This window comes from Mycobacterium sp. 141 (assembly GCF_000382405.1).
Classification (GTDB): Bacteria; Actinomycetota; Actinomycetes; order Mycobacteriales; family Mycobacteriaceae; genus Mycobacterium.
This window is the reverse complement of record NZ_KB908259.1, coordinates 1-24,141: the sequence shown is the minus strand read 5'-3', so window position 1 is coordinate 24,141 and position 24,141 is coordinate 1. Positions and strand designations below refer to the sequence as shown.

The window sequence follows — 24,141 nt, the reverse complement described above, 5'->3', positions numbered from 1 at the left end:
CCGTGGCTGTGTGTTTGCCAAACGCGTGGATACCACCGCCGCCAAGTGATGTAGTGGATACGTCCGCATTCGGTACGACGGGGGGAAGACGCCACAATGACCGACGCCCGGCAACAACAACTCATCCACCGCATCAAACAGTTGCAGGCAACTGACCCGCAATTCCGTGCTGCCGCACCGGCTCCCGAGGTCAGCGCACATATCCAGAGCCCTGACCTGCGACTGTGGCAAGTGATCGACGCGTGTCTGACCGGCTACTCCGACCGGCCGGCGCTGGGCCTGCGGTCCAGGGAGGTGCCGCGCGACCAGGCCACCGGACGCGCGAGCACCACGCTGCTCGCCGGTTTCGACACCATCACCTACGGCCGGCTACGGGACAATGTCGTGGCACTGGCCAACACGTGGACCGGCAGCGGGTTCGAGCCCGGGGACTTTGTCGCGGTACTGGGTTTCACCAGCATCGGCTACACCGTCATCCAGTTGGCGTGCGCCCGACTCGGGGCGGTTTTCGTTCCACTGCAGACGAGTTCCTCCGCTCGGCAGCTGGCACCGATCATCGCCGAAACAGCACCGCGGATCTTCGCCACCAGCGTGGAGTCGCTGGACACTGCCGTCGAGTTGATCATCGGCGCGCCGTCGGTACAGCGATTGGTGGTCTTCGACTACACCGAGACCGACGACGACCAGCGTGAATACTTCGAGGCTGCCACCGCTCGGCTGTCCAAGGCCGGCCGCGCGGTCGAGGTGGTATCGCTGATAGCCGACATGGACTCGGGCCGGGTGATGGCCGAGACCGCACCGTTCATCCCGGCGGCCGGGGAGAACCCGCTGGCCACTCTGATCTACACGTCGGGCAGTACCGGCGCCCCCAAAGGGGCGATGTACACCACGGATCTGGTGACGCGGCTGTGGCAGCGCCCGCGCAGCCCGTCGCTGAACATCGGAGTCGAGATCCCGGCGATCCATCTGCAGTACATGCCGCTGAGCCATGTGTACGGGATGGCCTGGCTCATCTCGACATTGACCTCGGGAGGCATCGGCTACTTCGCGGCCAAGAGCGACATGTCGACCTTGTTCGACGACATCGCGCTGGTGCGCCCCACCGCGCTGAACCTCGTGCCGCGGATATGCGACATGTTCTTCCGGCGTTACCGCAAAGAACTCGACCAGCGCACAGCCGCCGAGCCCACTGCTGCGGATCTCGAAGACACGGTGAAGGCAGACATGCGCCAGAACTTCCTCGGCGGCAGGGTGATCTCGGCGATGTGCGGCAGCGCGCCGCTGTCGAAGGATATGCACGCGTTCGTCGAATCGCTGCTGGACGTCGCCGTCAGCGATGGCTACGGTTCGACCGAAAACGGTGGCGGCATCATGCGAAACGGTGTGGTGCAACGCCCGCCGGTCACCGAGTACAAACTCGTCGACGTACCCGAGCTCGGGTACTCCACCGCCGACAAGCCGCATCCGCGCGGCGAGCTGTACCTGAAGACGACCACGCTGATTCCCGGGTACTACAAGCACCCTGAACTGTCCGCCGACATCTTCGACGCCGACGGCTTCTACAAGACCGGTGACGTGATGGCCGAAGTCGGCCCGGATCACCTGGTGTACCTCGACCGCCGCAACAACGTCATCAAACTGTCGCAGGGCGAGTTCGTGGCGGTGTCCAACCTCGAAGCCACATATTCGACCAGCCCGTACATCCGGCAGATCTTCATCTACGGCAGCAGTGATCAGCCGTTCCTGCTTGCCGTCATCGTGCCGAATGCCGACAGCGTGGGTAATGGGGATGCTCGATCGCTCATCTCGAATTCACTACAACGGATCGCCGCCGAGACCCATCTCAATCCATACGAGATACCACGGGATTTCGTGCTGGAAACCGAACCATTCACCCGGGACAACGGACTTCTTTCGGGTGTGGGCAAGTTGCTACGGCCTGCACTGAAGGCCCGTTACCAGGACCGGTTGGACGCGATCTACGCCGAAATCACGGCCGGACAGGACAATCAACTCGATGCGCTGCGTGTTGCGAGCCGGCATCGACCCACGATCGACACTGTTCGTGGCGCGGCCGTTGCGACACTCGGCTTGGAGACGACCGGATCCGATCTTCCCGATGACGCGAAATTCATTGACCTCGGCGGAGATTCACTGTCGGCGTTCTCGTTCGCGACCCTGTTGGAGGGCATCTTCAACATCGACGTGCCGGTGCAGACCATTGTCAGCCCCACCGCGACACTGACAACCATCGCCGATTACGTCGACGGTGAGCGCCAATCAGCCTCCACCCGACCGACCTTCGCGTCGGTGCACGGTCGCGAGGCAGAGGTCGTCAAGGCGACGGATCTGACCCTGGACAAGTTCATCGACGCAGCCACCCTGGCCGCCGCCCCCGGCCTGCCCGCACCGACCGGAGCCGTGAACACCGTGCTGATGACCGGGGCCAACGGCTACCTCGGCCGGTTCTTGTGCCTGGATTGGCTGGAGCGACTGGCCGCGACAGGCGGCAGGCTGATCTGCCTGGCCCGCGGCGCCGATCCGATGGCCGCGCGACAACGTATTGAGGAGGCTATCGACTCCGGTGACGAGACATTGTCGAAACGCTTCCGCGAACTGGCCGACAAGCACCTCGAGGTGCTCGTAGGCGACGTCGGCGCGGCGAACCTCGGTGTCGATACGGCGACCTGGAATCGGCTCGCGGACTCGGTCGATTTGATCGTGCATTCCGCAGCGTTGGTCAATCACGTTCTGCCCTACAGTCAATTGTTCGGGCCGAATGCCGTCGGCACCGCCGAGATAATCAAGCTGGCCATTACTTCCCGACTCAAGCCCGTCAACTACATCTCCACGGTCGCAGTGACCGCTCTGCCCGACGGAACCTACGTCGGCGAGGACGTCGATGTGCGGGAAGCCAGTCCGGCACGCCCTCTGGGCTCCGCATACGCAGGCGGCTACGCGACGAGCAAGTGGGCCGGTGAAGTCCTGCTGCGCGAGGCCAACGATCTCTGCGGTCTGCCGGTCACGGTGTTCCGATCGGACATGATCCTGGCCCACAGCACGTATTCGGGGCAGGTCAACGTCACCGATATGTTCACCCGGCTGATCCTCAGCATCGTCGCGACCGGACTGGCACCGAAATCGTTCTACACCCTCGATGCCTCGGGTGACCGTCGGCGAGCCCATTACGATGGTCTACCAGCGGATTTCACCTCGGCGGCGATCACGACCCTGGGTGCCACGAGCACCACCGGCTACCACACCTACAACGTCCTCAACACCCACGACGACGGGATCTCCCTCGACGAGTTCGTCGATTGGCTGATCGCGCAAGGACTTCACATCGAACGCATCGACGACTTCGACGAGTGGCGCGACCGGTTCGAGGTGGCCATGCGGGCGCTGCCCGAGGACCAGCGCAAGAACTCGGCGCTGCCCCTGATGAGCGCCTACGCACACCCCGCACCCCCGACCGGCGGAGTTCAGATACCGGCCGAAAAGTTCCGTGCCGCAGTGCAATCCGCCGGGATCGGGACCGACCGCGACGTACCCCACCTCTCCAAGAAGCTCATCGCGAAATACATCGCAGATCTGCGCCAGCTCGGCCTACTCGACAACGTCGAATAAACCTCAGCCGCCGATCTCCCCCGCCAGATACTGGGCGCGACACGCGCGGCGCGCGAGCTTGCCGCTGGTGGTGCGCGGGATCGCGCCGGCCGGGATGAATCTCACGTCGGTGGCGGACAGACCGTGCCGGTTCGCCACCGCCGCCCGGATCGCCTCGACCGCCGGCTCGGGGTCGGTTCGCCCAGTGCCGGTAGCTCGTTCGGCGATGATGACCAATCCGGTGTCCGCCGAGGTGTTTTCGTCGACTGCGAATGCCGCGACGTGGCCGTGTCGCACGATCGGTGACGCATCGGAGACCGTCGCCTCGATGTCCTGCGGATAGTGCTGCCCTCCGGCGATGACGATGAGGTCGGCCACGCGGCCGGTGACGTAGAGCTCACCGTCGAGGTACACCCCGAGATCTCCGGTGCGCAGCCACGAGCCCCCCGTATTTGCACCGTCGGCGTGACTGTTCGCGGTAAGGCGGCTCTGCAGTAAAGCGCCGAAGGTCTCTCGCGATTCGTCGGGCAGGCCCCAGTAGCCGCGTCCGACATTGTTGCCCTGCAACCAGATTTCGCCGACCGAGCCGTCCGGCAGTTCGGCCGCGGTCACGGGGTCGACGATGACGGCCCGCAGGCTGCGTGCGATCTGACCGCACGGCACATGCGCGACTGCTCCGACGGCATCGGCCGCGACCGGCACCGCACGCCCCGCGGCGAGCTGATCTCGATCGAAGTACGTGGCGGTCGCCTGTGCCTGCGGGGCGATGGTCGACACGAACAGTGTTGCCTCGGCGATACCGTACGAAGGTTTGAATGCCGTGACAGGCAACCCGTATGGCGCGAACGCTTTGTTGAAGGTGGTGATCGCACCGATGCTCACGGGCTCAGAGCCGATGATGAGCACCACGTTGCTCAGGTCGATGTCGTCGCCCGGCGCGGGCAGCCCACGTTGTGCCGTCCACTCGTAGGCGAAGTTGGGTGCCGCGGTGATCACCCGACTGTGCCGCGATTCATCGGACAGCGCGCGGATCCACCGCTGGGGTCGCCGGATGAAGGCGGTCGGCGACATGAGTGTCGAGTGCCCACCATAGACGGCGGGAAAGCCGATCATCGACAGCCCCATATCGTGGTAGAGCGGTAACCAGCTGACACCGTGGGTGTTTCGGTCCAGCAGATCGATCGACAGGATCATCTGCAGCAAGTTCGTGCCGACCGCGCGGTGGGTGATCTCGACGCCGACCGGGGGCCGTGTCGATCCCGACGTGTACTGCAGGTGTGAGACATCGTCTACGTCGATCACAATCGGCTCGAACATCTCCCCCGCCGCGTCCGGGATCTCGTCGATGCACATCACGCGCGGTTGCCGCCGAGGCGGCAGTGTCATCAGGAACTCACCGACCGCCGGGTTCGCGGCCGTCGTCGTCAGGATCACTGCGGGCTGTGCGTCGAGCAACGCGGTCTCCAGCCGTTCGGCGTGGCCCTGTAGTTCCGGGGCGAACAACGGGACCGCGATCATGCCCGCCTTGATCACCGCGAAGAAGGCCGCGACGTAATCGAGCCCCTGCGGCGCGAGAATCGCGACGCGCTCGCCACGCGCGGTGGTCTGTTGCAGGTGTGCGCCGATCGCACGCAACCGGACACCGAGTTGGGTCCACGTCAGCTCGGTGACCTCGCCGTCCGATCGGCTGTGGTCGACGTAGCGGTACGCGATGGTGTCGCCGACATTGGCGATGTTGCGCTCGATCAGGGATATCAGGTGGACACCGGGCGGGAGCACGATGTCACCGTGAGCGTCGAGGCAGTCCTCGACCCGCAACAGACCTTTTGGTGCCTCAAAAGCCATGACCGCAGTTTATGACGCAGCGCAGTCGGGGCCGGCTCCCCGTGGCCCGATGCCGCTACCTTGCGTGGCTGTCGAAGAACTGCCAAGACTCCTCCGACGCGTCGAAGCCACGGGTTGCGGGGCCGACCGCCTGCACGGGCAGGATCTCCGGGGCGCCGGGCCATGTGTGGCCGCCTCCGTCGACTCGCATGAACACCACCGCGGTGCCCTGCGCGCACGGCGCATAGGCAATGCGTTGTGTACTGGTGCCGTCACCGGTCGCCGGTAGGTCTTGCTGCGCGGGGACGCCGGGACAATCGTTCACCTGGCGCCACCGGTCGACCAAGGCCGGGGCGGACAGGATGTCGCTGGCGCCGCCACGGCCCGTCATGGCCCCGCCGTCGAACGGCACGATCGGGTCGGCAGTTCCATCGGTGGCCAAGACCGCCACCGGTCGCGACGGGTTACAGCCCACGCTGACGCCGAGAGTCCCACCGACCGGGGCGATCGCGGCGAACAGGTCCGGTCGGTCGCACGCCAGCCGGTTCGCCATGAATCCACCGGCCGACAGGCCCGTCGCGAACACCCGACCGCGATCGACGTGGTATTCGGTGACCAGTTGATCGACCAACGTGGAGATGAAGCCGACATCATCGATCCCTTGCCGGTCGGGCACCGAGGCACCGCGGCCGTCGGCCCAGCTCAGATCGATACCGTCGGGGTACACCACGATGAATCCGTGCGCGTCGGCAACGGCGTCGTAATGGGTCAGCGCGGCCTGGTCTGCGCCGGTCGCACCCGCTGCGTGCAGATTCACCACCAAGCCGGACGGATGTTCGACACCGGCTGGGACATGCAATTCGTAACTGCGGGCCAGCCCGCCGTAGTCGATCTGGGCCGCCGGCCAAGGCCCTGTGGTGGCTTGGGCCATCGGCCCCGGCACGAGCGTCGCGACGGACACGACGGCGGTGGCGATCATCAGGCCGATACGTCTGAACGCGAGCCGCATGATGCCAATATGCCCGAAACCGTCCAGGGAGACCGGGACTTCGCTGAGACGACAGATTCTGCCGAGGTGTGCTTCTCCGGGGCGGATCAGCTGCGCTCCAACACGGCCGCGAGCTGATCGAACGTGAGTATCCAGCCGTTGTGGAAGTTCTCGAATTCCTCGGACGGCAGCAGGGAGTGCTCGATGGACATGAGAGTCTGATCGTCGCCTACCGGCGCGAAGTTGACGTTGACGACGCTGACTCCGGTCGGGTCCGACCAGTTCGAGTTACTCCAGGTGAAGCTCAGCAGACGCGGCCGGTCAATGGTCAGGAATTGCCCGGTGATCAGCACGCTGGAGCCAAGATGGTCGACGTCGAACCGCACCCTGCCGCCGACCCGGGGCTCCACCTCCACCGCCACGCAGCGTGACGGGCGCGGGCACATCCACTCCCGCAGCGCCTCCGGGTCCAGCCATTCGTCGAACACCACCTCCGGCGTGGCGGGCATGACCCGTTGCACCCGGACCACCACCGTCTCGGTGCTCATCGGCGGCCCTTCTTTCGCCGCAACCGCTCGGCCAGCGCCTCTGTGCGCACCGACCAGAATTCGGTCTGCTCGTTGATCCATTGCTGGGCCAGCGTCAGCCCATCGGGTCGCAGCGACAACCAGTGCTCACGGCCACGCACCTCACGCCGGACCAGCCCGGCCGACTCCAGCACCCCGATATGGCGCGACACCCCGGCGAACGTCATGGGTAGCGGGGCAGCCAGATCGGTGATCCTGGCGTCCCCTTGGCGCAGCGTCTCCAGCAGCAGCCGGCGCGTGGGGTCGGCGAGCGCCGCATACGCCCGGTCCAACACCTGATCTTCAACCACATTGTTGACTATATCCGCCTGGCGTGGTGTGCTGAAGAACAGATATTCAACCATATTGTTGAATTTTGCGAGGAGCGCACATGAAGACACCGCCGATCGTCACCGCACTGCAATGGGATGCCGCACACCAGCAGATGCTGGTTCGTGAAAAGGAATTCACCCGGGCTCGAGATGAACTGGCTGCAGCGCGCCGCCGCATGCCGTGGACCCGGGTACGCCCCGACTACGAATTCGACGGCCCAGACGGGATTGTGACGCTGCTCGACCTGTTCGGCGGCCGGCGCCAACTCATCGTCTACCGCGCGTTCGTCGATCCGGGAGTGCGCGGCTGGCCCGAACATGGTTGTGTCGGTTGCTCATTGATGGCCGACCACATCGGCAACCTCGCCCACCTCAATGCCCGCAACACCACGCTGGTGTACGCCTCGCGTGGCTCGCAGGCCGACATTGCGCGGATCAAGACGCGGATGGGCTGGAACATCCCCTGGTACACCATCGTTGCCGACAGAGATTCCGGACACGCCTTCGACGTCGACTTCGGCGTGGACCAATGGCACGGCACCAACGCGTTCATCCGTGACGGCGACCGCGTCTTCCGCACGTACTTCATCAACAACCGCGGCGACGAGGCGTTCGTCAACACCTGGGCGTTCCTCGACATGACGGCCCTGGGCCGCCAGGAGACCTGGGAGGACTCGCCCGAGGGTTACCCCCAGACCGCACCGTACGAATGGTGGGACTGGCACGACGAATACGGCACCCGTGAACCATCGCGGTGGTTCGGCGACCCGGACCCGACCGACCCCGATGATCCCAGGCCGGCAGCGTGCCAGTGCGCAGCCGGCCGCTGAGCTCAGCGCTTCTCGAAATGCTGATAGTCGATCGGAGATCGCCAAGCCCCGCCCCACTGCCAGCCGCGATCGGTGAATGCGCGCACCGCGGGATCGTTCTCGTGGAGCAATCCGGGATCGGTTCGCGTGCGATCCAGATACCGCGCAGCGTTCGCCGGTTCCAGATCGGCACCGTCGAGGTACGGATTGAGCAACGGATTGAGATCGATGGCCCGGCCGTAGGCATGCAGTGACCAGTGGGCCGAGCCCGGAATGCCGCGGCAATTGAACGCCGAGGTGTTGTTGTCCGCCATGGACAGCTCGTCCTCGGCGCGCGAATAGTGGTCCACTGTGCGCATGCGCTCGATCGGATAGCCCATTCGGTACAACTGCTCGAAGATCGCAATGACCTGTGGGACAAGGTCTTCGTGCACGACGAGGGCACCACGATGGGGCTGGCCGTCGAAGCCGAGGTAGTCGAGCTCGACGCGGCGCAGCTGCTCGGGCCCGACGGGGCAGCCCGGGCGCCAAGTGGCGCCCAGGTCAGCGGCGGTCACCCGGTTGACGGAGGCCGGTGCCTGCACCAGGGCCGACGACATCGTTGCCGGCGGCAAGTGAGGCGGTGCGGGAGAGCACTGGACCAGCAGCACGGCCGTCGCCAACACAGCGACCGCCTGCCAGGCTGCGGTCCGGTCCATCAACCCTTTGTACCTGGGTACCTGGCAATCCCATCACACTGCGGCGACGCCGCTGCGCGGCCGGACAATTCGGGGTTGACTGGAGGCCTCACGCCACAGAAAGGGGCGACGGACATGGTGGTGGATTCAGGCTCTGCCGCTCCGGCGCCGGGCCGCGGGCCGGCCCGGCACATCCGGCTGACCTCGCACAGCGGTGCGGCCGATGCGCTGACCATCCACTGGGGCGCGCCGACCGCCGCGCAGCGTGGCCCCGTCATCGGAACGACGACCACGCGTGCTCACCGCAATGTGATCGGCACCCACAGCGGGTCCTACAGCGTGTACCGCGCCCTGGCCGTGGCGGCCGGAGCGCTCTCGCGCGAACACCGGGCAGATCTGACCAACACCGCGCCCACCGATGTGATCGGGCCTTACCCGCAGTGGAGCGATCCGGCCGCGATCGTGAGCCTGGATCCATGGGGGGCGATGGTCGCCGAGGCGTTCACCGCCGAGCTGGCCGCCGGCTATGACATCCGCCCGACCATCGCCGTGACGAAGGCCCACGTGATCGTTCCGGAGATCGCCGAGGCGATTACCAAGGGCCGGCTCCAGCCCGACGGAAGGGTCCTGTTGCCCAGCGGCGCCGCGCTGGTCACCAAGGCCGCAATCGAGCCGGTCTGGTATCTACCCGGCGTCGCGGCGCGGTTCGGGTGCAGTGAAAACGACCTGCGCCGCGTGTTGTTCGAGGAGACCGGCGGCATGTACCCCGAGCTCGTCACCCGTGGTGATCTCGAGGTGTTCCTGCCGCCGATCGGCGGGCAGACCGTCTATATTTTCGGCGCCCCGCGCGATCTGGCTGACGTGGGCGTCGAATTGACCGCCCGGGTCCACGACGAGTGCAACGGGTCGGACGTCTTCGGATCCGACATCTGTACCTGCCGGCCGTATCTCACCCATGCGATCGAGGAATGCATCCGCGGCGCCCAGCGTGGCGGGGTCGGCCTGGTCGCCTACTCCCGCAAAGAGGGCCGCGCACTCGGTGAGGTCACCAAATTCCTGGTCTACAACGCCCGCAAGCGCCAGGAGGGCGGTGACACCGCAGAGGCCTACTTCACCCGAACCGAATGTGTTGCCGGAGTGCAGGATATGCGGTTCCAGGTACTCATGCCCGATGTGCTGCACTGGCTGGGCATCCGCAAGATCCATCGCCTGGTATCCATGAGCAACATGAAGTACGACGCCATCACCGGATCCGGCATCGAGGTCGGCGAACGGGTGAACATCCCCGACGAGCTGATCCCGCCGGACGCTCGTGTCGAGATCGATGCGAAAATGGCCGCCGGCTATTTCACCCCCGGACCGGTACCCGACGCCGAGGAACTGAAGATCGCCAAAGGCCGCGGCCTGTCGTCATGACCGCCGCCGACACCGAGACCGCCACCGCGGTCGCCACCCTGCGCACCACCGGCGCGATCCGCGAACGTGCGGGTGTCCTGCTGCACCGGGCCCGGGCGGGCCGCTCACCGTGGTTCGTGGTCGACGACGATGCGTTGCCGCGCGCGGCCGCCGAGGTCGTCTCGGTCACCCGTGAGCGGTACCCCGACCTGCGCATCCCGTATCACAGCCGATGGCGCCACTTCGAGGCCGGCGGCGTAAACCGCAAGGCCGAACTCGACGCCCGCCTGGCGGATCTGGCGCCCGCGGAACGGGCCAGAACACTCATCGATCTGACCGTGATCAGTGTCCTGCTCGACGCCGGCGCCGGGCCGGGCTGGCAGTACCGCGAAATCGCCACCGGGCAGCGCTTCGCCCGCTCCGAAGGCCTCGCGGTGGCGAGTTGGCACGCCTTCCTCGACGGTACGTTCTCCAGCGACCCGGAGCGGCCCTGCCAGGCCGACGCCATCGGGCTGGCCACTCTGCAACCCGATGCACTCGAGCGGGCGTTCCAGGTGGGTCCGCACAATCCCCTCGTCGGACTCAACGGCCGGGTGCAACTGTTGCGTCGTCTGGGTGCCGCACTGGCGGCCCAACCCGAGGTGTTCGGACAGCCGGGCCGCCCCGGCGGGCTGTTCGACACTCTCGGTGGCCCAACCGTCACCGCCCACACCATCTTGAGCCGGCTGTTGACATCATTGTCCGGTATCTGGCTGGCCGACAACGCCATTGACGGCCAACCCCTCGGCGACTGCTGGCGTCATCCCGCGGTGCCCGGCGACGGACCGTCGTGGGGCTGGATGCCGTTCCACAAGCTGTCACAGTGGTTGACCTACTCGCTGCTGGAACCGCTCGAATGGGCCGGCGTGCACGTGAGCGGCCTGCAGGTGCTGACCGGGCTGCCCGAGTACCGTAACGGCGGTCTGCTGCTCGACACCGCGGTGTTGCAGCTCCGGAAGCCCGAGTGGGCGGCGCGTACGTGGTCGGTCGGAGACGAACTTGTGGTGGAGTGGCGTGCCCTGACCGTCGCGCTGCTCGACGAACTCGCCGCGCAGGTACGGACACGACTCGGTGCCGGCGCAGAGCAACTGCCGTTGGCCTGTGTGCTCGAAGGCGGTACCTGGGCAGCCGGGCGGCGACTCGCCCGACGGCTGCGGGCCGGCCGCCCGCCCCTGGCCGTCACCAGCGACGGCACGGTCTTCTAAGGAGGGCAGCATGGGCAATCTGCACATCATCGACCATCCCCTGGTTCAGCACAAGCTCACCATGATGCGACAAAAAGAGGTGTCCACCAAGGGTTTCCGGCAACTGCTCACCGAGATCTCGATGCTGATGGCCTACGAGGTGCTGCGCGACGTCCCGATGCACGAGATCGAGATCGATACGCCACTGGAATCCACCAAAGGCTCGGTGATCGACGGCAAGAAACTGGTTTTCGTATCCATCCTGCGGGCCGGCAGCGGCATCCTCGACGGCATGCTCAACGTTGTCCCGAGTGCGCGCGTCGGCCATATCGGTCTATACCGGGACCCGAAAACCCTTGTCGCCGTGGAGTACTACTTCAAGATGCCGAGCGACCTGCAGGAACGCGACGTAGTCGTGGTCGACCCGATGCTGGCCACCGGCAATTCCGCGGTGGCTGCCATCGACCGGCTCAAGGAATACCAACCGAAGTCGATCAAGTTCGTCTGCCTGCTGACCTGCCCCGAAGGCGTCGCCGCGATGCAAGCGGCACATCCCGACGTCGCGATCTACACCGCGGCACTGGACCGCGAACTCGATGCCGACGGCTACATCGTGCCGGGCCTCGGCGATGCCGGCGACCGCATCTTCGGGACCAAGTAACCGTGGCCGCCGAAACCGGGCGGGGCGACAGCGAAGTCGCGCCAGAACTCACAGCCGGCAGGCAATCGCCACGGCATCGCTGGGGCCTGGGTGCGTTCGCCGTTGTCGAGGCGGCCTACCTGCTCATCTCGGCAGCATTCGTCGTGGCGTTCACCCGCGACGGACCGCCGCAGACGGCAGCCCTGGCACTTGCCGTGGCGGTGCCGACGCTGGCCGCAGCCGGCTTGGCCTTGCTCATCGCCCGGGTACGCGGCAACGGACCACGAACTGACTTCCGGATGCACTGGTCATGGCGGGATTGGGGCATCGGCGTCGCGTTCGGGATCTGTGGGCTGTTCGTCACGCTGCCGGCGGCGATGCTGTACAGCTCGATCGCCGGGCCGGAGGCGAACTCCGCGGTGGGCGAGGTGTTCGGCGGGGTGCGGGCCTCCTGGCCGGTGGCCGTGCTGGTTTTCGCCGTCATCGTCGTCGTCGGGCCGGTCTGTGAGGAGATCCTCTACCGGGGCCTGCTGTGGGGTGCGCTCGAACAGCGCTGGGGACGATGGGTGGCGCTCGGAGTGAGCACGGTGGTGTTCGCACTGGCCCACCTGGAATTCGCGCGCTTTTTGCTGCTGCTGGTGATAGCCGTTCCGCTCGCGCTGGCCCGATTTTTCACCAATGGCCTGCTCGCCGGTATCGCCGCGCATCAGGTGACCAATCTGCTGCCGGGCATCGTGGTGATGCTCAGCCTCACCGGGGTGATGCCTGCGGCCTGATTCGCCGGTCAGCGTTTGCCTTCACGCACCCTGGTAGGGCGATGACGGCCGAAGTGGTTATTCGTCATCAGACCGCGCATTGCGCCGCCACTCAGAGATTTTTCGGCCCATCGAATCAGCCGCACTGGTGGCCGCCTGACCGACCCCGTCGACGATCCCGCCGAGGCCGTCGCGGATGCCCCGGATCAGCGGATCGTCGGACTGGTCGAAACCGTCCTTGTATTGGCGCGCAGCGGCGCTGACGTCGTCAGACCAGCGAGCTTTGTCGTCGTCGGCACACATCGGGTAGTCACCTGCCATGATCGCGCCGTATCCGCCGGTGTCGACCCATCTGGTCAACGCGGCCGCCCGCAGCACCGAGAACGGGTGGCTGCGCAACTCGAGGTTGAGCAGCTTGAGCACGCCGTCGCGCATGTCGCCGGCGGCGTCGTAGTCCCTGGCCTGGGCCAAGAAAGCCTGGGTGTCGAGTTTGTCCAGCCGAGCGCCGGCCGCCAACTTGAGTTCGACGCGGATGGCGGTGTCGAAATCCTGCCCGCACAGCAGACCCGCGCGGTCACCAGAAAGTTCGGATTTGCGTTGCCATTCCTGCAGCGCCGCCACGATGGCCCGCAGCGCCCACCCGCCCAGCGGGATGAAGCCGAACGACGATGCAAGGTGCATCAGGTGATTGAGCATGGTCCGGTAGACCGCGTGCCCGCTGAGTGCGTGGCCGAGCTCGTGGCCGACGACGAACCGCATCTCGTCGTGCGTCAACAGGTCGTACATGCTCGAGGTGATGACGATGAACGGATCGTCCATGCCGATCGTGTACGCATTGGCGAAAGGTGACTGGATGACAAACATTTCAGGCTTGCTCGGCGCGTCGAGCACCTGCACGCACTCGTCCAGCAACGCGTCCAGATCAGCGAACTGACGCGGCCCGACCCGCGCCGAATTGGCCAGGTACACCAATCGGTGCTGTCGCTCGCGCAACATTCCCGAAACCAATTTGAGGATCTGGTCGAACCCCTTGAGGCGGCGTAGCGCGGTCAGTGCGGTGCGGTCGGCTGGATGCTCCCAGGCCCGGGAACTGATACCGGGGAATACGGTTCGCATGGTCGCGGGTGGCTGGTTCATCGCGGTCTGCCCTTCGTGGTGTCTGACTCAACACTACGGAGAGGTTGCGCCGCGCCCCTGACACCGATTTTGCGCCACCGCACGGCCTCAGGCGATGATGCGGACCAGGTAGGGGGTCATGCCGTTGGTGCGCACCGGCGAGACTGCCACCCCCCGGTCGGTGGTCTCGACCATCTGACCGTTGCCGATGAACAAGGCCACGCTCTGTGTGCCCTCCGGACCGTAGAAGATCAGGTCGCCGGGAGCCGCCTGCGCCGGCGCGACCTTCTGACCGACCTTGTACTGCTCACCCGAGGACCGCGGCAACTTCACACCGACACCGGCGAACGAGTACACGATGAGACCGGAGGCGTCGAAACCGACGACGTCGGGCGCGACAGGTGCGGCCGGAGTCGCCCCGAGACCCAGCAGGCCGGGGAACAGTCCGGGAGAAGCCGGCGTGGTGGGTGCAAGAACCGGTCCCGCGGCGTCCGGCAAAGCCGGATTCGCGGTGGCCACGGCCGCGTCACGGACAACACCGCGGGTGGGCCCGTTGGAGTCACCTCCACCGTAGACAAACGGCACGCCGCGTTGCGAAAGTGCCCGGGAGATAACCTGTTCGATGAACTTCTGGTTGCCGGCTGGCCGCTGGTACGGGTCGGCGGACGCCAGTCCGGGGGCCGCCAGCAGCAGGGCCAGGCTGACCATCAAGGCATACGTGCGCTTCATCGGCTTCTTCAACTCTCTTCGATCCAGTACCATCCGAGGCCGACTGCCCGTCGACAGCAGCCACCGCAACTATTTGTACCGGCGAATTTGCTGCTTGCCCAATTTCTATGTGGCACAACGCTAATGAGATGCAGTACCGTGACCGAACGGTGACTCGGAGCGGCCGCGGAACTTGACGGCAAGCTGCAGCAACCCGGGAATCACACTGTCGAACCATGTTGTGCTGCAACAATTTTTCTCACAACGTCCAGAGACCTGACAAGATAGCGGTCATGAACGCGACGACAAGCTGGTCGACCCGGCTGTGGAACGACATCGACGACACCTTCACGGCGATCATGGCCCATCCCTTCATCACGGGGCTCACCGACGGCAGTCTCGACGAAAAGGCTTTCGCCCACTACGTCGCCCAGGATGTCCACTATCTGCGGGACTATGCGCGCGCACTGGCGATCGTCGCGGCGAAGGCACCGACGCTGACCGACACCGCAATGTTCTCGCGGCACGCCGCCGAAGTGTTCGATGTGGAATTGGAACTGCACACGCAGCTACTGCCCGAACTCGGACTGGACCCGGTGACACTGAATGCCGAACCCGTGGCGCCGACCACCCGGGCGTACACCAGCTATCTGCTCGCAACGGTGTACAGCGGCAGCTTCGCCGACGGCCTGGCGGCGGTGCTGCCGTGCTACTGGATCTACGCGCGGGTGGGGACCGAACTGGCCACCCTGGGATCGACTGACTCGCGCTATCAGCGCTGGATCGACAGTTACGGCGGCGAGGCCTTTGCCGCCACCGTCTCGGAAGTGCTGGCTCTGACCGACCGTGTCGGGCCGACCCTGACCACGGCGGAGGAGGCTGTCGCGCGGGCGCATTTCACGCAGACTGCGCGCTATGAATGGATGTTCTTCGACGCCGGATACCGGCGCGAAGGCTGGCCGGTCTGACCGGCTGCCCGGTGCCCGCTTGACATCGCAGGCGGGCACCGCGCGATCAAACGCTTACTTCAGGGCGGCCAGTGCGGCGTCGTAATTCGGTTCGTCGGCGATCTCGGGCACCAACTCGGTGTAGGCAACATTGCCATCGGCGCCGATCACCACGACGGCGCGACCGAACAGACCGGCCATCGGACCGTCGGCGATGGTGATGCCGTAGTCCTCACCGAAGCCGTCCCGGAAGGCCGACGCGGTGGTGACGTTCTCGATGCCCTCGGCACCGCAGAAACGACTCTGCGCGAACGGCAGGTCCTTCGAGACACACACCACGGTCGCGCCACTGGCGGCGGCCTTCTCGTTGAAGGTACGCACGCTAGTGGCGCAGGTCCCGGTGTCGATCGACGGGAAGATGTTCAGCAGCACGGCCTTGTCGCGGAACTGCTCGCTGGTGACGGGGCCGAGATCAGTGCCCGTGAGGGTAAAGCCGGGTGCCGGCGAACCGACGGCGGGCAACTCGCCCACGGTGTTGACGGGGTTTCCACGCAAGGTTATCTGTGCCATGTGCACAGTCTGTCAAAGCCGGCGGCAGGCCAGGCAGGCCGGGGTGCGACCATGGGGCCGATGATCGATCTGCCCGACGGGGTGCGTGCGATGGCCGCGCGTGGACCGCAGTGGCAGGACTGGGTCGACCGGCTGCCTCGCCTGCTGCGAGCCCAGCTCGATGACTGGGAGCTCACCCTCGACGGCGATCCCATGCACGGTTTCTGCTCGGTCGTGCTGCCCGTGCGCACCCGCGACCGCGGCGCTGCGGTGCTCAAGGTGGCATTGCCCGACGAGGAGTCCGAGCACGAGCATCTCGCGTTGCGCCGGTGGGGCGGCAACGGCGCAGTCCGGTTGCTTCGCGCCGAGCCGCACCGCCGAGCCCTGCTGCTGGAGCGGTTGCACACTCGAGATCTCAACGCGCTCTGGGATATTGAGGCGTGCGAGATCGTGGCATCGCTGTACCGTCGGATCCACGTTCCGGCACTGCCGCAACTACGCCCACTATCCGGATTCGTCGAACGCTGGACCGCAGACCTGACGGCACTCCCCCGCAACGCCCCGGTCCCACGCCGCATGGTCGAGCAGGCAATCACCCTGGGCGCCGAACTCAGCGCCGAACCCGCGAGCTCGGCAACGCTCATCCACAGCGATCTGCACTACGACAACGTACTGCGCGCCGAGCGGGAACCGTGGCTGGTGATCGACCCGAAACCGGTCAACGGCGATCCGCACTACGAGATCGCACCGATGCTGTGGAACCGGTGGGACGAGCTGAGCGGTTACGTCCGCGACGGGGTCCGGCGCCGGTTCTACACCTTGGTCGACACCGCCGAGCTGGACGTCGATCGGGCCCGGGCCTGGGTGATCGTGCGAGCGATGCACAACGCGATGTGGGAGTTGACCGAGCAGGACAAGCCCGACGCGGACTGGCTGACCACGTGCGTGACCATGGCCAAGGCCGTGCAGGACTGATCGCGCTCAGCCCCCCAGGTGGGTGGCGGTATGAATCCGGCCATGCCATGACGCGATCTGCCGGGGATCGGTGACGGCATAACGTTCGACCAACTCCGGTTGGGGCGCCGGGGGCATCGGTGCGACCGGCAGGAAGCCGTCCACGACCCGCAGCGAACGTGACTCGGCGACCACGTCGCCCACGAGCAACGAACGGCCGCCGAGCTCACATGCGAAGGGCAACTCCGGTAGAGCACCCGCAAGTGCGAGCCCGGCCATCATGCCGATGCTGGTCTGCACACTCGATCTGACGACACACGGCAGCCCCGTCGTCTCGGCCACCCGTAAGGCTCGTCGCGCACCGCCGAGCGGGCCGCACGACAGCACGGCGATGTCGGCGACATCGTGCACCTCGGGCCCCGCGGCTCCGAGCAGTGCCATGTCGACCGCGACGCGCACCTCGACCCGGGCCCGCACACGGGCACCGTCGGTGGCGGCGTGGCAGGGTTGCACGACGAATTCGAGCCCGCCGGCCGCGCGGTCGAGGGCCGTGATCGCGGTCACCGCGGTCTCGACATCCCACCGCCCCTTGGCATCGCAGCGGACTGCTCCGGCGGGCCCGACCGCGTTGCGCACTGCGGCCACCCGTGCGATGTCATCGGCGAGCGCGGTGCCGACCTCTACCACGGCGGACCGGCAGCCCGCCGCCAGGGCGATCTCATGGGCGCGGGCCGGATCGACGGCGGGCACGGTGGCGGCGATCGGTATCCGACCGCGGACCGGATCGGGCCAGCCCACCGTGCCGGGCTCGGTCGCCGCGGTCAGCCAGCGCACCAGCGTCCGGGGGTCGGCGGCGGCCGGCGGGCTGAACTCGCCCCAGCCCTGTGGGCCCTCGACCAGCACGCCCTCATGGCTGGCGCTGCCGTCGCGCAGGGGAATCGCGAATACCGGAGAGCTGTCGAAGTCGATCAGGGTCTGCACAAGCAGGTGACGCTAGCCGACGTAGACCGGTCAGAGAGCGCGCGGCAGCTGCCTGCTGATGAGCGGGGCCAGCCGGTCGGCCATATAGGCATGCCCGGCGTCGGTGGGGTGAATGCCGTCTCTCGCGATGAGATCGGGCCGGTCGAAGAACCAGCCGTCTTCGATGGGGTCGAAGAACACTGCGCCTACGTCGTGAGCCTGGGTTTTGAGGATGTCGCGAATGCCCAGGATCGAAGGTGGCACGTCGGCTGACACCCACGGCGGACCGACGACCAGCAGTTTGGCCGACGGCGCGATGTGCTGCGCAAGCGTAAACGCATTGTGGCTCATCATCGTGATCGCTGCCGGGTCCATGTCCTTGTCGTTGCGCGATCCGAAGAACACCACCAATGTGTCGTCGGGTTTCACGGCCCGGGCCGTCAGATCCCCGAAGACGCTGCCTCGGTTGCCCCTGGCCACATATCCCGCTCCCCCTTCCGCGACCACGTCAGCGTTCAGCTGTACGCCGCGGTGGGCCAGCTCGCTCCACGCGAGGCTCGACCAGCCTTTCGGTCCCAGACCGCCTTCATCCGTCCCAGTGGTGTACGAGTCGCCGATCACCGCGATGTGATTCAGATGCGGATCCAGGCCGGACGTCGTGAACCGCTCGACAGGGGTGTGGGTGACCACGCCCGCCAGCAGACCAAGTGAGAGGACGAACGTGAACAGACGACTCACTGCTACCTCCACTGCCGGTGAGACGACGCGTCCCGCACCATGATCACGGCAGGCCGACGGACTGCCCGAGGCAGGTTACCCCGGCCACGGTGACACGCTGATAACGGGACCATTACAACCTGCGGCACAGGCTGTTTCGCTACCTGGTGCATCTATCCGGCGCGGGCTGAAACACCGGCGGAGCGGGTCTCGAGCTCGCTATCGATCCGGTGCAATCTGTTGGGTGGTTCCGCCGGCCTGATGTCGACCATCCGGCGCATCCAGCGGCGGGCCGGTTCTTCGACGATGTGATAGAGCAGGATCGCCCCGAGAACCGACAAGGCGAACAGGCCGAGCACGGTGACCTTGCCCGACAGGGTGGGCGTCAGCGTGAGCTCGAACTGCTTGACCGTCCATATCCAGGCGGTATGGACAAGCTCATGCACCATGTAGAGGCCGAAGGAGATCTGCCCGCCGTACACCAGCAGCCGGGTGGACAGCAAGGCGGGCAGGCTGCCGGTGCCTACGGCCAGCACCACGATCAGCGGCACGAAAAGCAGGTCGACAAGACCACCGGCGTCACCCACGGTGTTCAGCGGGTGCGCGTCGAAGAAGTACAGCCCGGTGACGACCAGTGCAATCAGCGCAATCGACAGGTAGCCGGCACGGCGACGGGCCGTGTCACCGAGGTCTAACTTGCGCACCGCGGCGCAGGCCAACGCGCCCGCGGTGAATTGCATGACGATTCTCGGCAGCCAGCTCCACGGCGTATAGATGTGCCCGCTGACCATCATCAGCACCACGGGAGGCGTCGATGCGGCGATCGCCAACAGCGTCAGGCTGCGCGCGCCGGTGGCCCGGGCGACCCGGAACACGACCAGGATCAACGCCCCGAACAACAGGTAGGCCAACCATTCTGCGCTGATCGACCAGGCCGGGCCGTCCCAGCTGGAGCCGTCGAAATAAGGTTGGAACCACAGCTGGACGAGGAAGAACTGTCGGAGGTAGCTGACCGCGCTGTACGGGCTGATGTCCTCGGTCGGGATATGCCCGACGTTGAGGGTGAAGATCACCCACAGCGCGGCCAGGTGCAGGGTGACCAGATACACCGGCCAGACCCGCGACAGCCGCAGCCACAGGAAATGCAGCGTCGCGCGGGTGGACCAGGATGGCCCCATCTGATCAAAGTAGTTCCAGGTCAGCACGAAGCCGCTGAGGATGAAGAACAGGTCGACGCCTTGCGCCCCGCAGTTGAGCACGGGAGCCAGCGCCTTGGTGGTATTTGGCGCGACCTCATAGAGCAATGGGCGGAAGTGGAACAGCACGACCCACACGGCTGCGACGATGCGCAGTCCGGTGAGGGCCTTGATCTCTGCGCCGCGCGCCACTTTGGTCCGTATCCTTGCCGATTTACGTGTCCACTCACCGATTCGCCCGCATCATGCGCCGTGGCTGGCCGAGGGGGAAGGCTCCCGCAACCGGGCGACCGGCAGCCTTCGCAGACTAGCAGCGGCGGCGCTTCGGCCGCGCGTCCATGTTCCTGTGTACTTGCTGAACCACTTCCCGATGGTGCTGAACAACAACCGGATCCGCTTGCGCAGCAAAATGATCAACCGATTTACCGCCCGCTTGTGTGGACGGCCGCGCGCGGCCTCGGCGTGTCGGCTACCCCCGATTTGTCAGGGTGTCGGGACCTGCGATCCGTCGTACTGACGCGCACCGTTGTTCACGGTGTTCAGCCAGCCGCGCAGTTGGGCTCCGGCGATCAGCGCCGATAGCCCACCAGCCGGCTGGGCGTCGGCGGGCGCGTCTGTCAACGTCCATGCCTGGCAGCCGCTGGTCTTGAACGCCTTGTCTGTCGGCTCGATCGCCACCGTCTGGGGCTTCTTGGTCATCGCATTGTCGATGATCGGATTCTGATCGTCACCGATCCGCTTCCAGTAGCACGCGCCGTCGCCGACGGGGCCCGCCGAGGCGTAGTTGCCCGGTGCGATGTCCTTGCCGACGACGAAAGTGCCGTCATGGTCAATGCTGGTGGCCAGAGCGCCGGCCGGCGCCGGCGGTGCGTTCGGATCCGGAGCCGGGGTCACGGGCGGCGCCGGCGGATTGGGCGTGGCGGGGTCAGCGGTGGCGACACCGCTGAACATTCCAGCCCCGGCCGCAGCAAGGGTCGCGGCGAGGATCGCTGCTCTCATCGGCCTCATAGCACGCCAGCGTACCCGGGTGCGGGGCGATGTCCCGCTGCCGCTGAGCGGTCTTCCCGGCCTGACCGGCCAAGGCAAACGGGGCCGAACGCGCCGGACAGTGCAGGTCGATCGGTGTGGGAAGCTCACAACGTGGATGCGCCACACCTGGATCCCGATGCGCCCGCACTTGCCGATGTGGTGCCGGCGGTGTTGAGCACGCTTGGGGTGAGGGGCTTCGATTCCCGCCTCGAGCTGCCCGGCCAAGCGCGCGGTGCCTGCGTTCTGCTGGTAGACGGGCTCGGCGCCGAACTGCTCGACGCCCACGCCGGTGATGCGCCCGTGCTGGCCGGGTTGCGCGGGAAGACGCTGCAGGTCGGCTTCCCTTCCACCACCGCAGCCGGCTTGGCGGCCATCGGTACCGGATGCCGGTCAGGCGAACACGGTCTAGTGGGCATGTCGTTCCGGGTGCCCGACGCTTCCGACGTCCCTGTGCTCAACGCCCTGCGGTGGCGCCCGCACCCGCGCGGCGAGGACCTGCGTGAACGCATCCGCCCCGAGGAACTGCAGCCACTGCCCACGACGTTCGAGCGAGCCGCGGCCGCCGGAGTCGCGGTGAGCGTCGTCTCGGGCGCGGAATTCGCCGGGTCAGGACTGACCCGAGCCGTCCTACGGGGCGCCCGCTATGTCGGCGTACACGCCCTCGGCGAGCTCGCCGCCGGGGTGAGCGACGCCGTGGCCCGCGGCGGCTTCTGTTACGGCTATCACGGCGAGCTCGACCTCGTCGGGCATCTGCACGGGCCGGGTTCACCGGCCTGGCGCATGCAATTACGCCAGGTCGACAAGCTGGTGGAGTCGATTGTCGACGCTTTGCCGCGTGGTGCCCTGCTCGCCGTCGTCGCCGACCACGGGATGGTCGCGGTCGATCCCAGCGCGGTGGTCGACCTCGATATGCGTCCGGATCTGTTGGCAGGCGTGCAGGACATCGGCGGTGAAGCTCGGGCCCGCCACATCTACGCGGTGGCCGGCGCGGGCGACGACGTCGTGGCGCAGTGGCGGGAGGCGCTTGACGACACGGCGTGGGTGCTGGGCCGCGATGAAGCCATCGCCGCCGGCTGGTTCGGGGCCCGCGTCCGTGACGCGGTGCGCGGGAGAATCGGCGATGTCGTCGTCGCGGCACGCGGCTCGGCGGCATTGTTACGGCGCACGACCGAACCGATCGAGTCTTCTCTCATCGGGCAGCACGGCTCATTGACCAGCGCCGAACAACGGATTCCGCTGTTGTTGGCGTACGGCTGAACAGTGTTGGCGGCGCTGATTCGGAATCCGGTGTGCGGAGGCTTGCTGTCCCAATTCTGTATTAGATGATCTAAGATTCAGCGCATGAAGCTTGCAGGCCTGGCAGCAATCGGCGCGGCCGCCGCGATCGCATTCGCCGCTCCAGCACATGCCGAGATCGACACCGACTTCGCCAACCAGCTGCACACCTTCGGTATTTACGGACAACGTGACTACAACGCCTGGATCGCCAAGATCGCGTGCAAGCGGCTGCACAACGGGGTGGATCACGACGCTTACCAGTCGGCCAAGTTCGTCGCCACGAACTTGGCAAAGGACAGCACCACCGCGCAGGCTTGGCAGTTCTTGGGGACGGCCATCAACTTCTACTGCCCCGATCTGCAGCCGGTGATCGACCAGGTGGCAGCGCATCAGGGCTGATCGTCAGCCAATCCAGATCTCAGGACTCGGAGCGATACATTGAACGTTATGCGACCACGTCGGGTAGCCAGTCTGATCCGTGCCAGTGTCGCCGTGTGTGCCGTGGCGGGCAGCCTGGCCGCAGCGCCAGGTATGGCGTCCGCCGACGCCACCGATGACTACCCGATCCCAAACCGGATCCTCAAGACCACCTGTACCGCGGAGCAGATCATGGCTGCCGCCCGGGACGTCGAGCCCGTGTACTACGAGCGGTACATGATCGACTACAACAACAAGGCGCCCGAGCTGCAGCAGGAGACGCAGGACCGGATCCACTGGTTCTTCTCGCTGGATTACGCCGGCCGCCGGCAGTACTCAGAGAACACCGCGACCAATGCGTTCTACGAGAACATGGCGTGGAAGTGGCCGAACTGGGCGAAGCTTTTCTTCAACAACAAGGGTGTCGCCGCCCGTACGACTGATGTCTGCGCGAACTACCCGGCCGGCGACATGTCGGTATGGAATTGGCATTAGACCCTCGGCGACTCCACGCAGCGGGCTGTCCATTTCAAGGGCTTGACCGGCGTTCGTTTCTGTTCACGTCACCATCTGCGTTCGGCATGAACACGGTCACGTCGGGGTCCCGCAGGTAGCTACCCGGTTTGCGGTTCTGTTAAATAAGCTAATATCTCGCCTAATTCAGCTGACGATAACGATGACGAGGCGCAACGAGATGCACATGGCGCAGGCCAGCGACGACATCCGGTTTCGCACCGGCAGCCCCGCCGGGCATCCGGTGCCTGCCGTGTGCCGTTCCGCCACCGGACGGCGATGAGCACCGAGACGAAAAAGCCGCGCCGCAAACAGTTTTCACTGTTCGGCATCATCCGGCGGTTCTGGATTCCGGTGCTCATCGTGGTGGTGGTGGCGATCGGGACGTTCACCGTGATGCGGGTCCGTACCTTCTTCGGGGCCGGTGATGGTTCGGGGGTCGCCAGCGCGAAAGTCGATGACACCAAGCCGTTCGACCCCAAGGTCGTGGTCTACGAGATCACCGGGGAACCCGGCGCCACCGCCGACATCAACTACCTCGACCTCGACGCCCAACCACAGCGCGTCGACGGCGCGGCGCTGCCGTGGACACTGCGCCTGCAGAGCACCGCGCCGTCGGTGTTTCCCAACATCGTGGCCCAAGGCAACGGTGACACGATCAGCTGCCGGATCACCGTCGACGACGAACTCAAAGATCAACACACCTCCACCGGCGTCAACGCCCAGACTTTCTGCTTGGTGAAATCTGCATGAGCACCCCCACCCACGACGCGCCCACCGACGCGTTCCCGGCGAACCCACCGCCCAAGCACGCCGCCGAGCGCAGCGGTATCGCCAAGTGGATCCGGCGCCTGGCACTGCCGATCATCCTCGGCTGGATCGCCGTCATCGCGGTACTCAACGTGATCGTCCCCCAGCTCGAAGAGGTGGGGGAAATGCGCT

The 24,141-nt window shown here is 66.0% G+C and carries 25 protein-coding genes; 13 read left to right on the top strand and 12 right to left on the bottom strand.

Going from position 1 to position 24,141, the window contains the following annotated elements; all coding sequences use genetic code 11:
• The first annotated feature begins 96 nt into the window (after window positions 1-96).
• Entirely contained in the window at window positions 97-3,627 is a 3,531-nt protein-coding gene (gene car, locus H276_RS0109230) for a carboxylic acid reductase (protein WP_019971016.1), read from the top strand.
• A 3-nt stretch (window positions 3,628-3,630) separates the two neighbouring features.
• Here car and H276_RS0109225 read toward each other — a convergent pair whose 3' ends face one another.
• The 4 genes from H276_RS0109225 to H276_RS0109210 all read right to left on the bottom strand — a co-directional run bounded on the left by H276_RS0109225 (window position 3,631) and on the right by H276_RS0109210 (window position 7,295).
• Window positions 3,631-5,451, bottom strand: a complete 1,821-nt coding sequence (locus H276_RS0109225; RefSeq protein WP_019971015.1) for a fatty acyl-AMP ligase — start codon at window positions 5,449-5,451, stop codon at window positions 3,631-3,633.
• 55 nt (window positions 5,452-5,506) lie between these two features.
• Complete coding sequence (locus tag H276_RS0109220; protein ID WP_019971014.1) at window positions 5,507-6,439, bottom strand: PHB depolymerase family esterase; 933 nt, start codon at window positions 6,437-6,439, stop codon at window positions 5,507-5,509.
• An 86-nt stretch (window positions 6,440-6,525) separates the two neighbouring features.
• Window positions 6,526-6,966, bottom strand: coding sequence for an SRPBCC domain-containing protein (locus H276_RS0109215; protein WP_019971013.1), 441 nt, complete (start codon window positions 6,964-6,966; stop codon window positions 6,526-6,528).
• On the bottom strand, window positions 6,963-7,295 hold the full coding sequence (locus H276_RS0109210) for a helix-turn-helix transcriptional regulator (RefSeq protein WP_026356761.1): 333 nt from the start codon (window positions 7,293-7,295) through the stop codon (window positions 6,963-6,965). Before H276_RS0109210 ends, H276_RS0109215 begins: the two co-directional genes overlap by 4 nt.
• Before the next feature lie 80 nt (window positions 7,296-7,375).
• On the opposite strand from H276_RS0109210, the gene H276_RS0109205 reads away from it, so the two are divergent.
• Complete coding sequence (locus H276_RS0109205; protein ID WP_019971011.1) at window positions 7,376-8,146, top strand: DUF899 domain-containing protein; 771 nt, start codon at window positions 7,376-7,378, stop codon at window positions 8,144-8,146.
• Between the two features lie 2 nt (window positions 8,147-8,148).
• On the opposite strand, the gene H276_RS0109200 is transcribed toward H276_RS0109205, so the two are convergent.
• A complete protein-coding gene (locus H276_RS0109200) occupies window positions 8,149-8,823 on the bottom strand; it encodes a M15 family metallopeptidase (RefSeq protein ID WP_019971010.1) in 675 nt (224 codons plus the stop codon).
• 114 nt (window positions 8,824-8,937) lie between these two features.
• Here H276_RS0109200 and H276_RS0109195 point away from each other — a divergent pair, with 114 nt between their 5' ends.
• The 4 genes from H276_RS0109195 to H276_RS0109180 are packed head-to-tail and all read left to right on the top strand — an operon-like array spanning window position 8,938 to window position 12,836.
• Window positions 8,938-10,218: a GTP cyclohydrolase II gene (locus tag H276_RS0109195; protein ID WP_019971009.1), complete on the top strand. Its 1,281-nt coding sequence runs from the start codon at window positions 8,938-8,940 to the stop codon at window positions 10,216-10,218.
• Window positions 10,215-11,441, top strand: a complete 1,227-nt coding sequence (locus tag H276_RS0109190; protein WP_019971008.1) for a URC4/urg3 family protein — start codon at window positions 10,215-10,217, stop codon at window positions 11,439-11,441. Before H276_RS0109195 ends, H276_RS0109190 begins: the two co-directional genes overlap by 4 nt.
• 10 nt (window positions 11,442-11,451) lie before the next feature.
• Window positions 11,452-12,081 carry a uracil phosphoribosyltransferase gene (gene upp, locus H276_RS0109185; RefSeq protein ID WP_019971007.1) on the top strand — a complete coding sequence of 210 codons (630 nt, stop codon included), beginning with the start codon at window positions 11,452-11,454 and terminating at the stop codon, window positions 12,079-12,081.
• A gap of 2 nt (window positions 12,082-12,083) precedes the next feature.
• Complete coding sequence (locus H276_RS0109180; RefSeq protein WP_019971006.1) at window positions 12,084-12,836, top strand: CPBP family intramembrane glutamic endopeptidase; 753 nt, start codon at window positions 12,084-12,086, stop codon at window positions 12,834-12,836.
• 57 nt (window positions 12,837-12,893) lie between these two features.
• On the opposite strand, the gene H276_RS0109175 is transcribed toward H276_RS0109180, so the two are convergent.
• Window positions 12,894-13,952 carry a M48 family metallopeptidase gene (locus H276_RS0109175; protein WP_019971005.1) on the bottom strand — a complete coding sequence of 353 codons (1,059 nt, stop codon included), beginning with the start codon at window positions 13,950-13,952 and terminating at the stop codon, window positions 12,894-12,896.
• A gap of 87 nt (window positions 13,953-14,039) precedes the next feature.
• Window positions 14,040-14,660, bottom strand: a complete 621-nt coding sequence (ripD, locus tag H276_RS0109170) for an NlpC/P60 family peptidoglycan-binding protein RipD (RefSeq protein ID WP_019971004.1) — start codon at window positions 14,658-14,660, stop codon at window positions 14,040-14,042.
• Between the two features lie 272 nt (window positions 14,661-14,932).
• Here ripD and tenA point away from each other — a divergent pair, with 272 nt between their 5' ends.
• Window positions 14,933-15,607 carry a thiaminase II gene (gene tenA / locus H276_RS0109165; RefSeq protein WP_019971003.1) on the top strand — a complete coding sequence of 225 codons (675 nt, stop codon included), beginning with the start codon at window positions 14,933-14,935 and terminating at the stop codon, window positions 15,605-15,607.
• Between the two features lie 54 nt (window positions 15,608-15,661).
• Here the strand turns inward: tenA and tpx are convergent, their stop codons facing one another.
• Window positions 15,662-16,156: a thiol peroxidase gene (tpx, locus tag H276_RS0109160; protein ID WP_019971002.1), complete on the bottom strand. Its 495-nt coding sequence runs from the start codon at window positions 16,154-16,156 to the stop codon at window positions 15,662-15,664.
• Window positions 16,157-16,216: 60 nt separating this feature from the next.
• On the opposite strand from tpx, the gene H276_RS0109155 reads away from it, so the two are divergent.
• The gene (locus tag H276_RS0109155) at window positions 16,217-17,110 is read left to right on the top strand and encodes an aminoglycoside phosphotransferase family protein (protein WP_026356759.1); all 894 of its coding nucleotides are present in this window, start codon (window positions 16,217-16,219) and stop codon (window positions 17,108-17,110) included.
• A 6-nt stretch (window positions 17,111-17,116) separates the two neighbouring features.
• On the opposite strand, the gene H276_RS0109150 is transcribed toward H276_RS0109155, so the two are convergent.
• From H276_RS0109150 to H276_RS0109135, 4 genes are all read right to left on the bottom strand, one after another.
• A complete protein-coding gene (locus tag H276_RS0109150) occupies window positions 17,117-18,070 on the bottom strand; it encodes an enolase C-terminal domain-like protein (RefSeq protein ID WP_019971000.1) in 954 nt (317 codons plus the stop codon).
• Window positions 18,071-18,100: 30 nt separating this feature from the next.
• Entirely contained in the window at window positions 18,101-18,787 is a 687-nt protein-coding gene (locus H276_RS0109145; RefSeq protein WP_019970999.1) for an Rv0518 family GDSL lipase, read from the bottom strand.
• A gap of 152 nt (window positions 18,788-18,939) precedes the next feature.
• Window positions 18,940-20,154, bottom strand: coding sequence for an acyltransferase (locus tag H276_RS0109140; RefSeq protein ID WP_019970998.1), 1,215 nt, complete (start codon window positions 20,152-20,154; stop codon window positions 18,940-18,942).
• Between the two features lie 291 nt (window positions 20,155-20,445).
• Window positions 20,446-20,970 (bottom strand): hypothetical protein, encoded by a 525-nt coding sequence (locus H276_RS0109135; protein ID WP_026356757.1) that lies wholly within the window; start codon window positions 20,968-20,970, stop codon window positions 20,446-20,448.
• A gap of 132 nt (window positions 20,971-21,102) precedes the next feature.
• Here H276_RS0109135 and H276_RS0109130 point away from each other — a divergent pair, with 132 nt between their 5' ends.
• The 5 genes from H276_RS0109130 to H276_RS22765 form a co-directional block, all read left to right on the top strand.
• Entirely contained in the window at window positions 21,103-22,248 is a 1,146-nt protein-coding gene (locus H276_RS0109130) for an alkaline phosphatase family protein (protein ID WP_019970996.1), read from the top strand.
• 84 nt (window positions 22,249-22,332) lie between these two features.
• Entirely contained in the window at window positions 22,333-22,668 is a 336-nt protein-coding gene (locus H276_RS0109125) for a DUF732 domain-containing protein (RefSeq protein WP_019970995.1), read from the top strand.
• 48 nt (window positions 22,669-22,716) lie between these two features.
• The gene (locus H276_RS0109120) at window positions 22,717-23,181 is read left to right on the top strand and encodes a DUF5078 domain-containing protein (RefSeq protein WP_019970994.1); all 465 of its coding nucleotides are present in this window, start codon (window positions 22,717-22,719) and stop codon (window positions 23,179-23,181) included.
• Window positions 23,182-23,478: 297 nt separating this feature from the next.
• Window positions 23,479-23,952 carry an MmpS family transport accessory protein gene (locus tag H276_RS0109110; protein WP_019970992.1) on the top strand — a complete coding sequence of 158 codons (474 nt, stop codon included), beginning with the start codon at window positions 23,479-23,481 and terminating at the stop codon, window positions 23,950-23,952.
• A partial coding sequence (locus H276_RS22765; protein WP_026356953.1) for a hypothetical protein occupies window positions 23,949-24,141 on the top strand: 193 nt, incomplete at its 3' end. The genes H276_RS0109110 and H276_RS22765, both read left to right, overlap by 4 nt.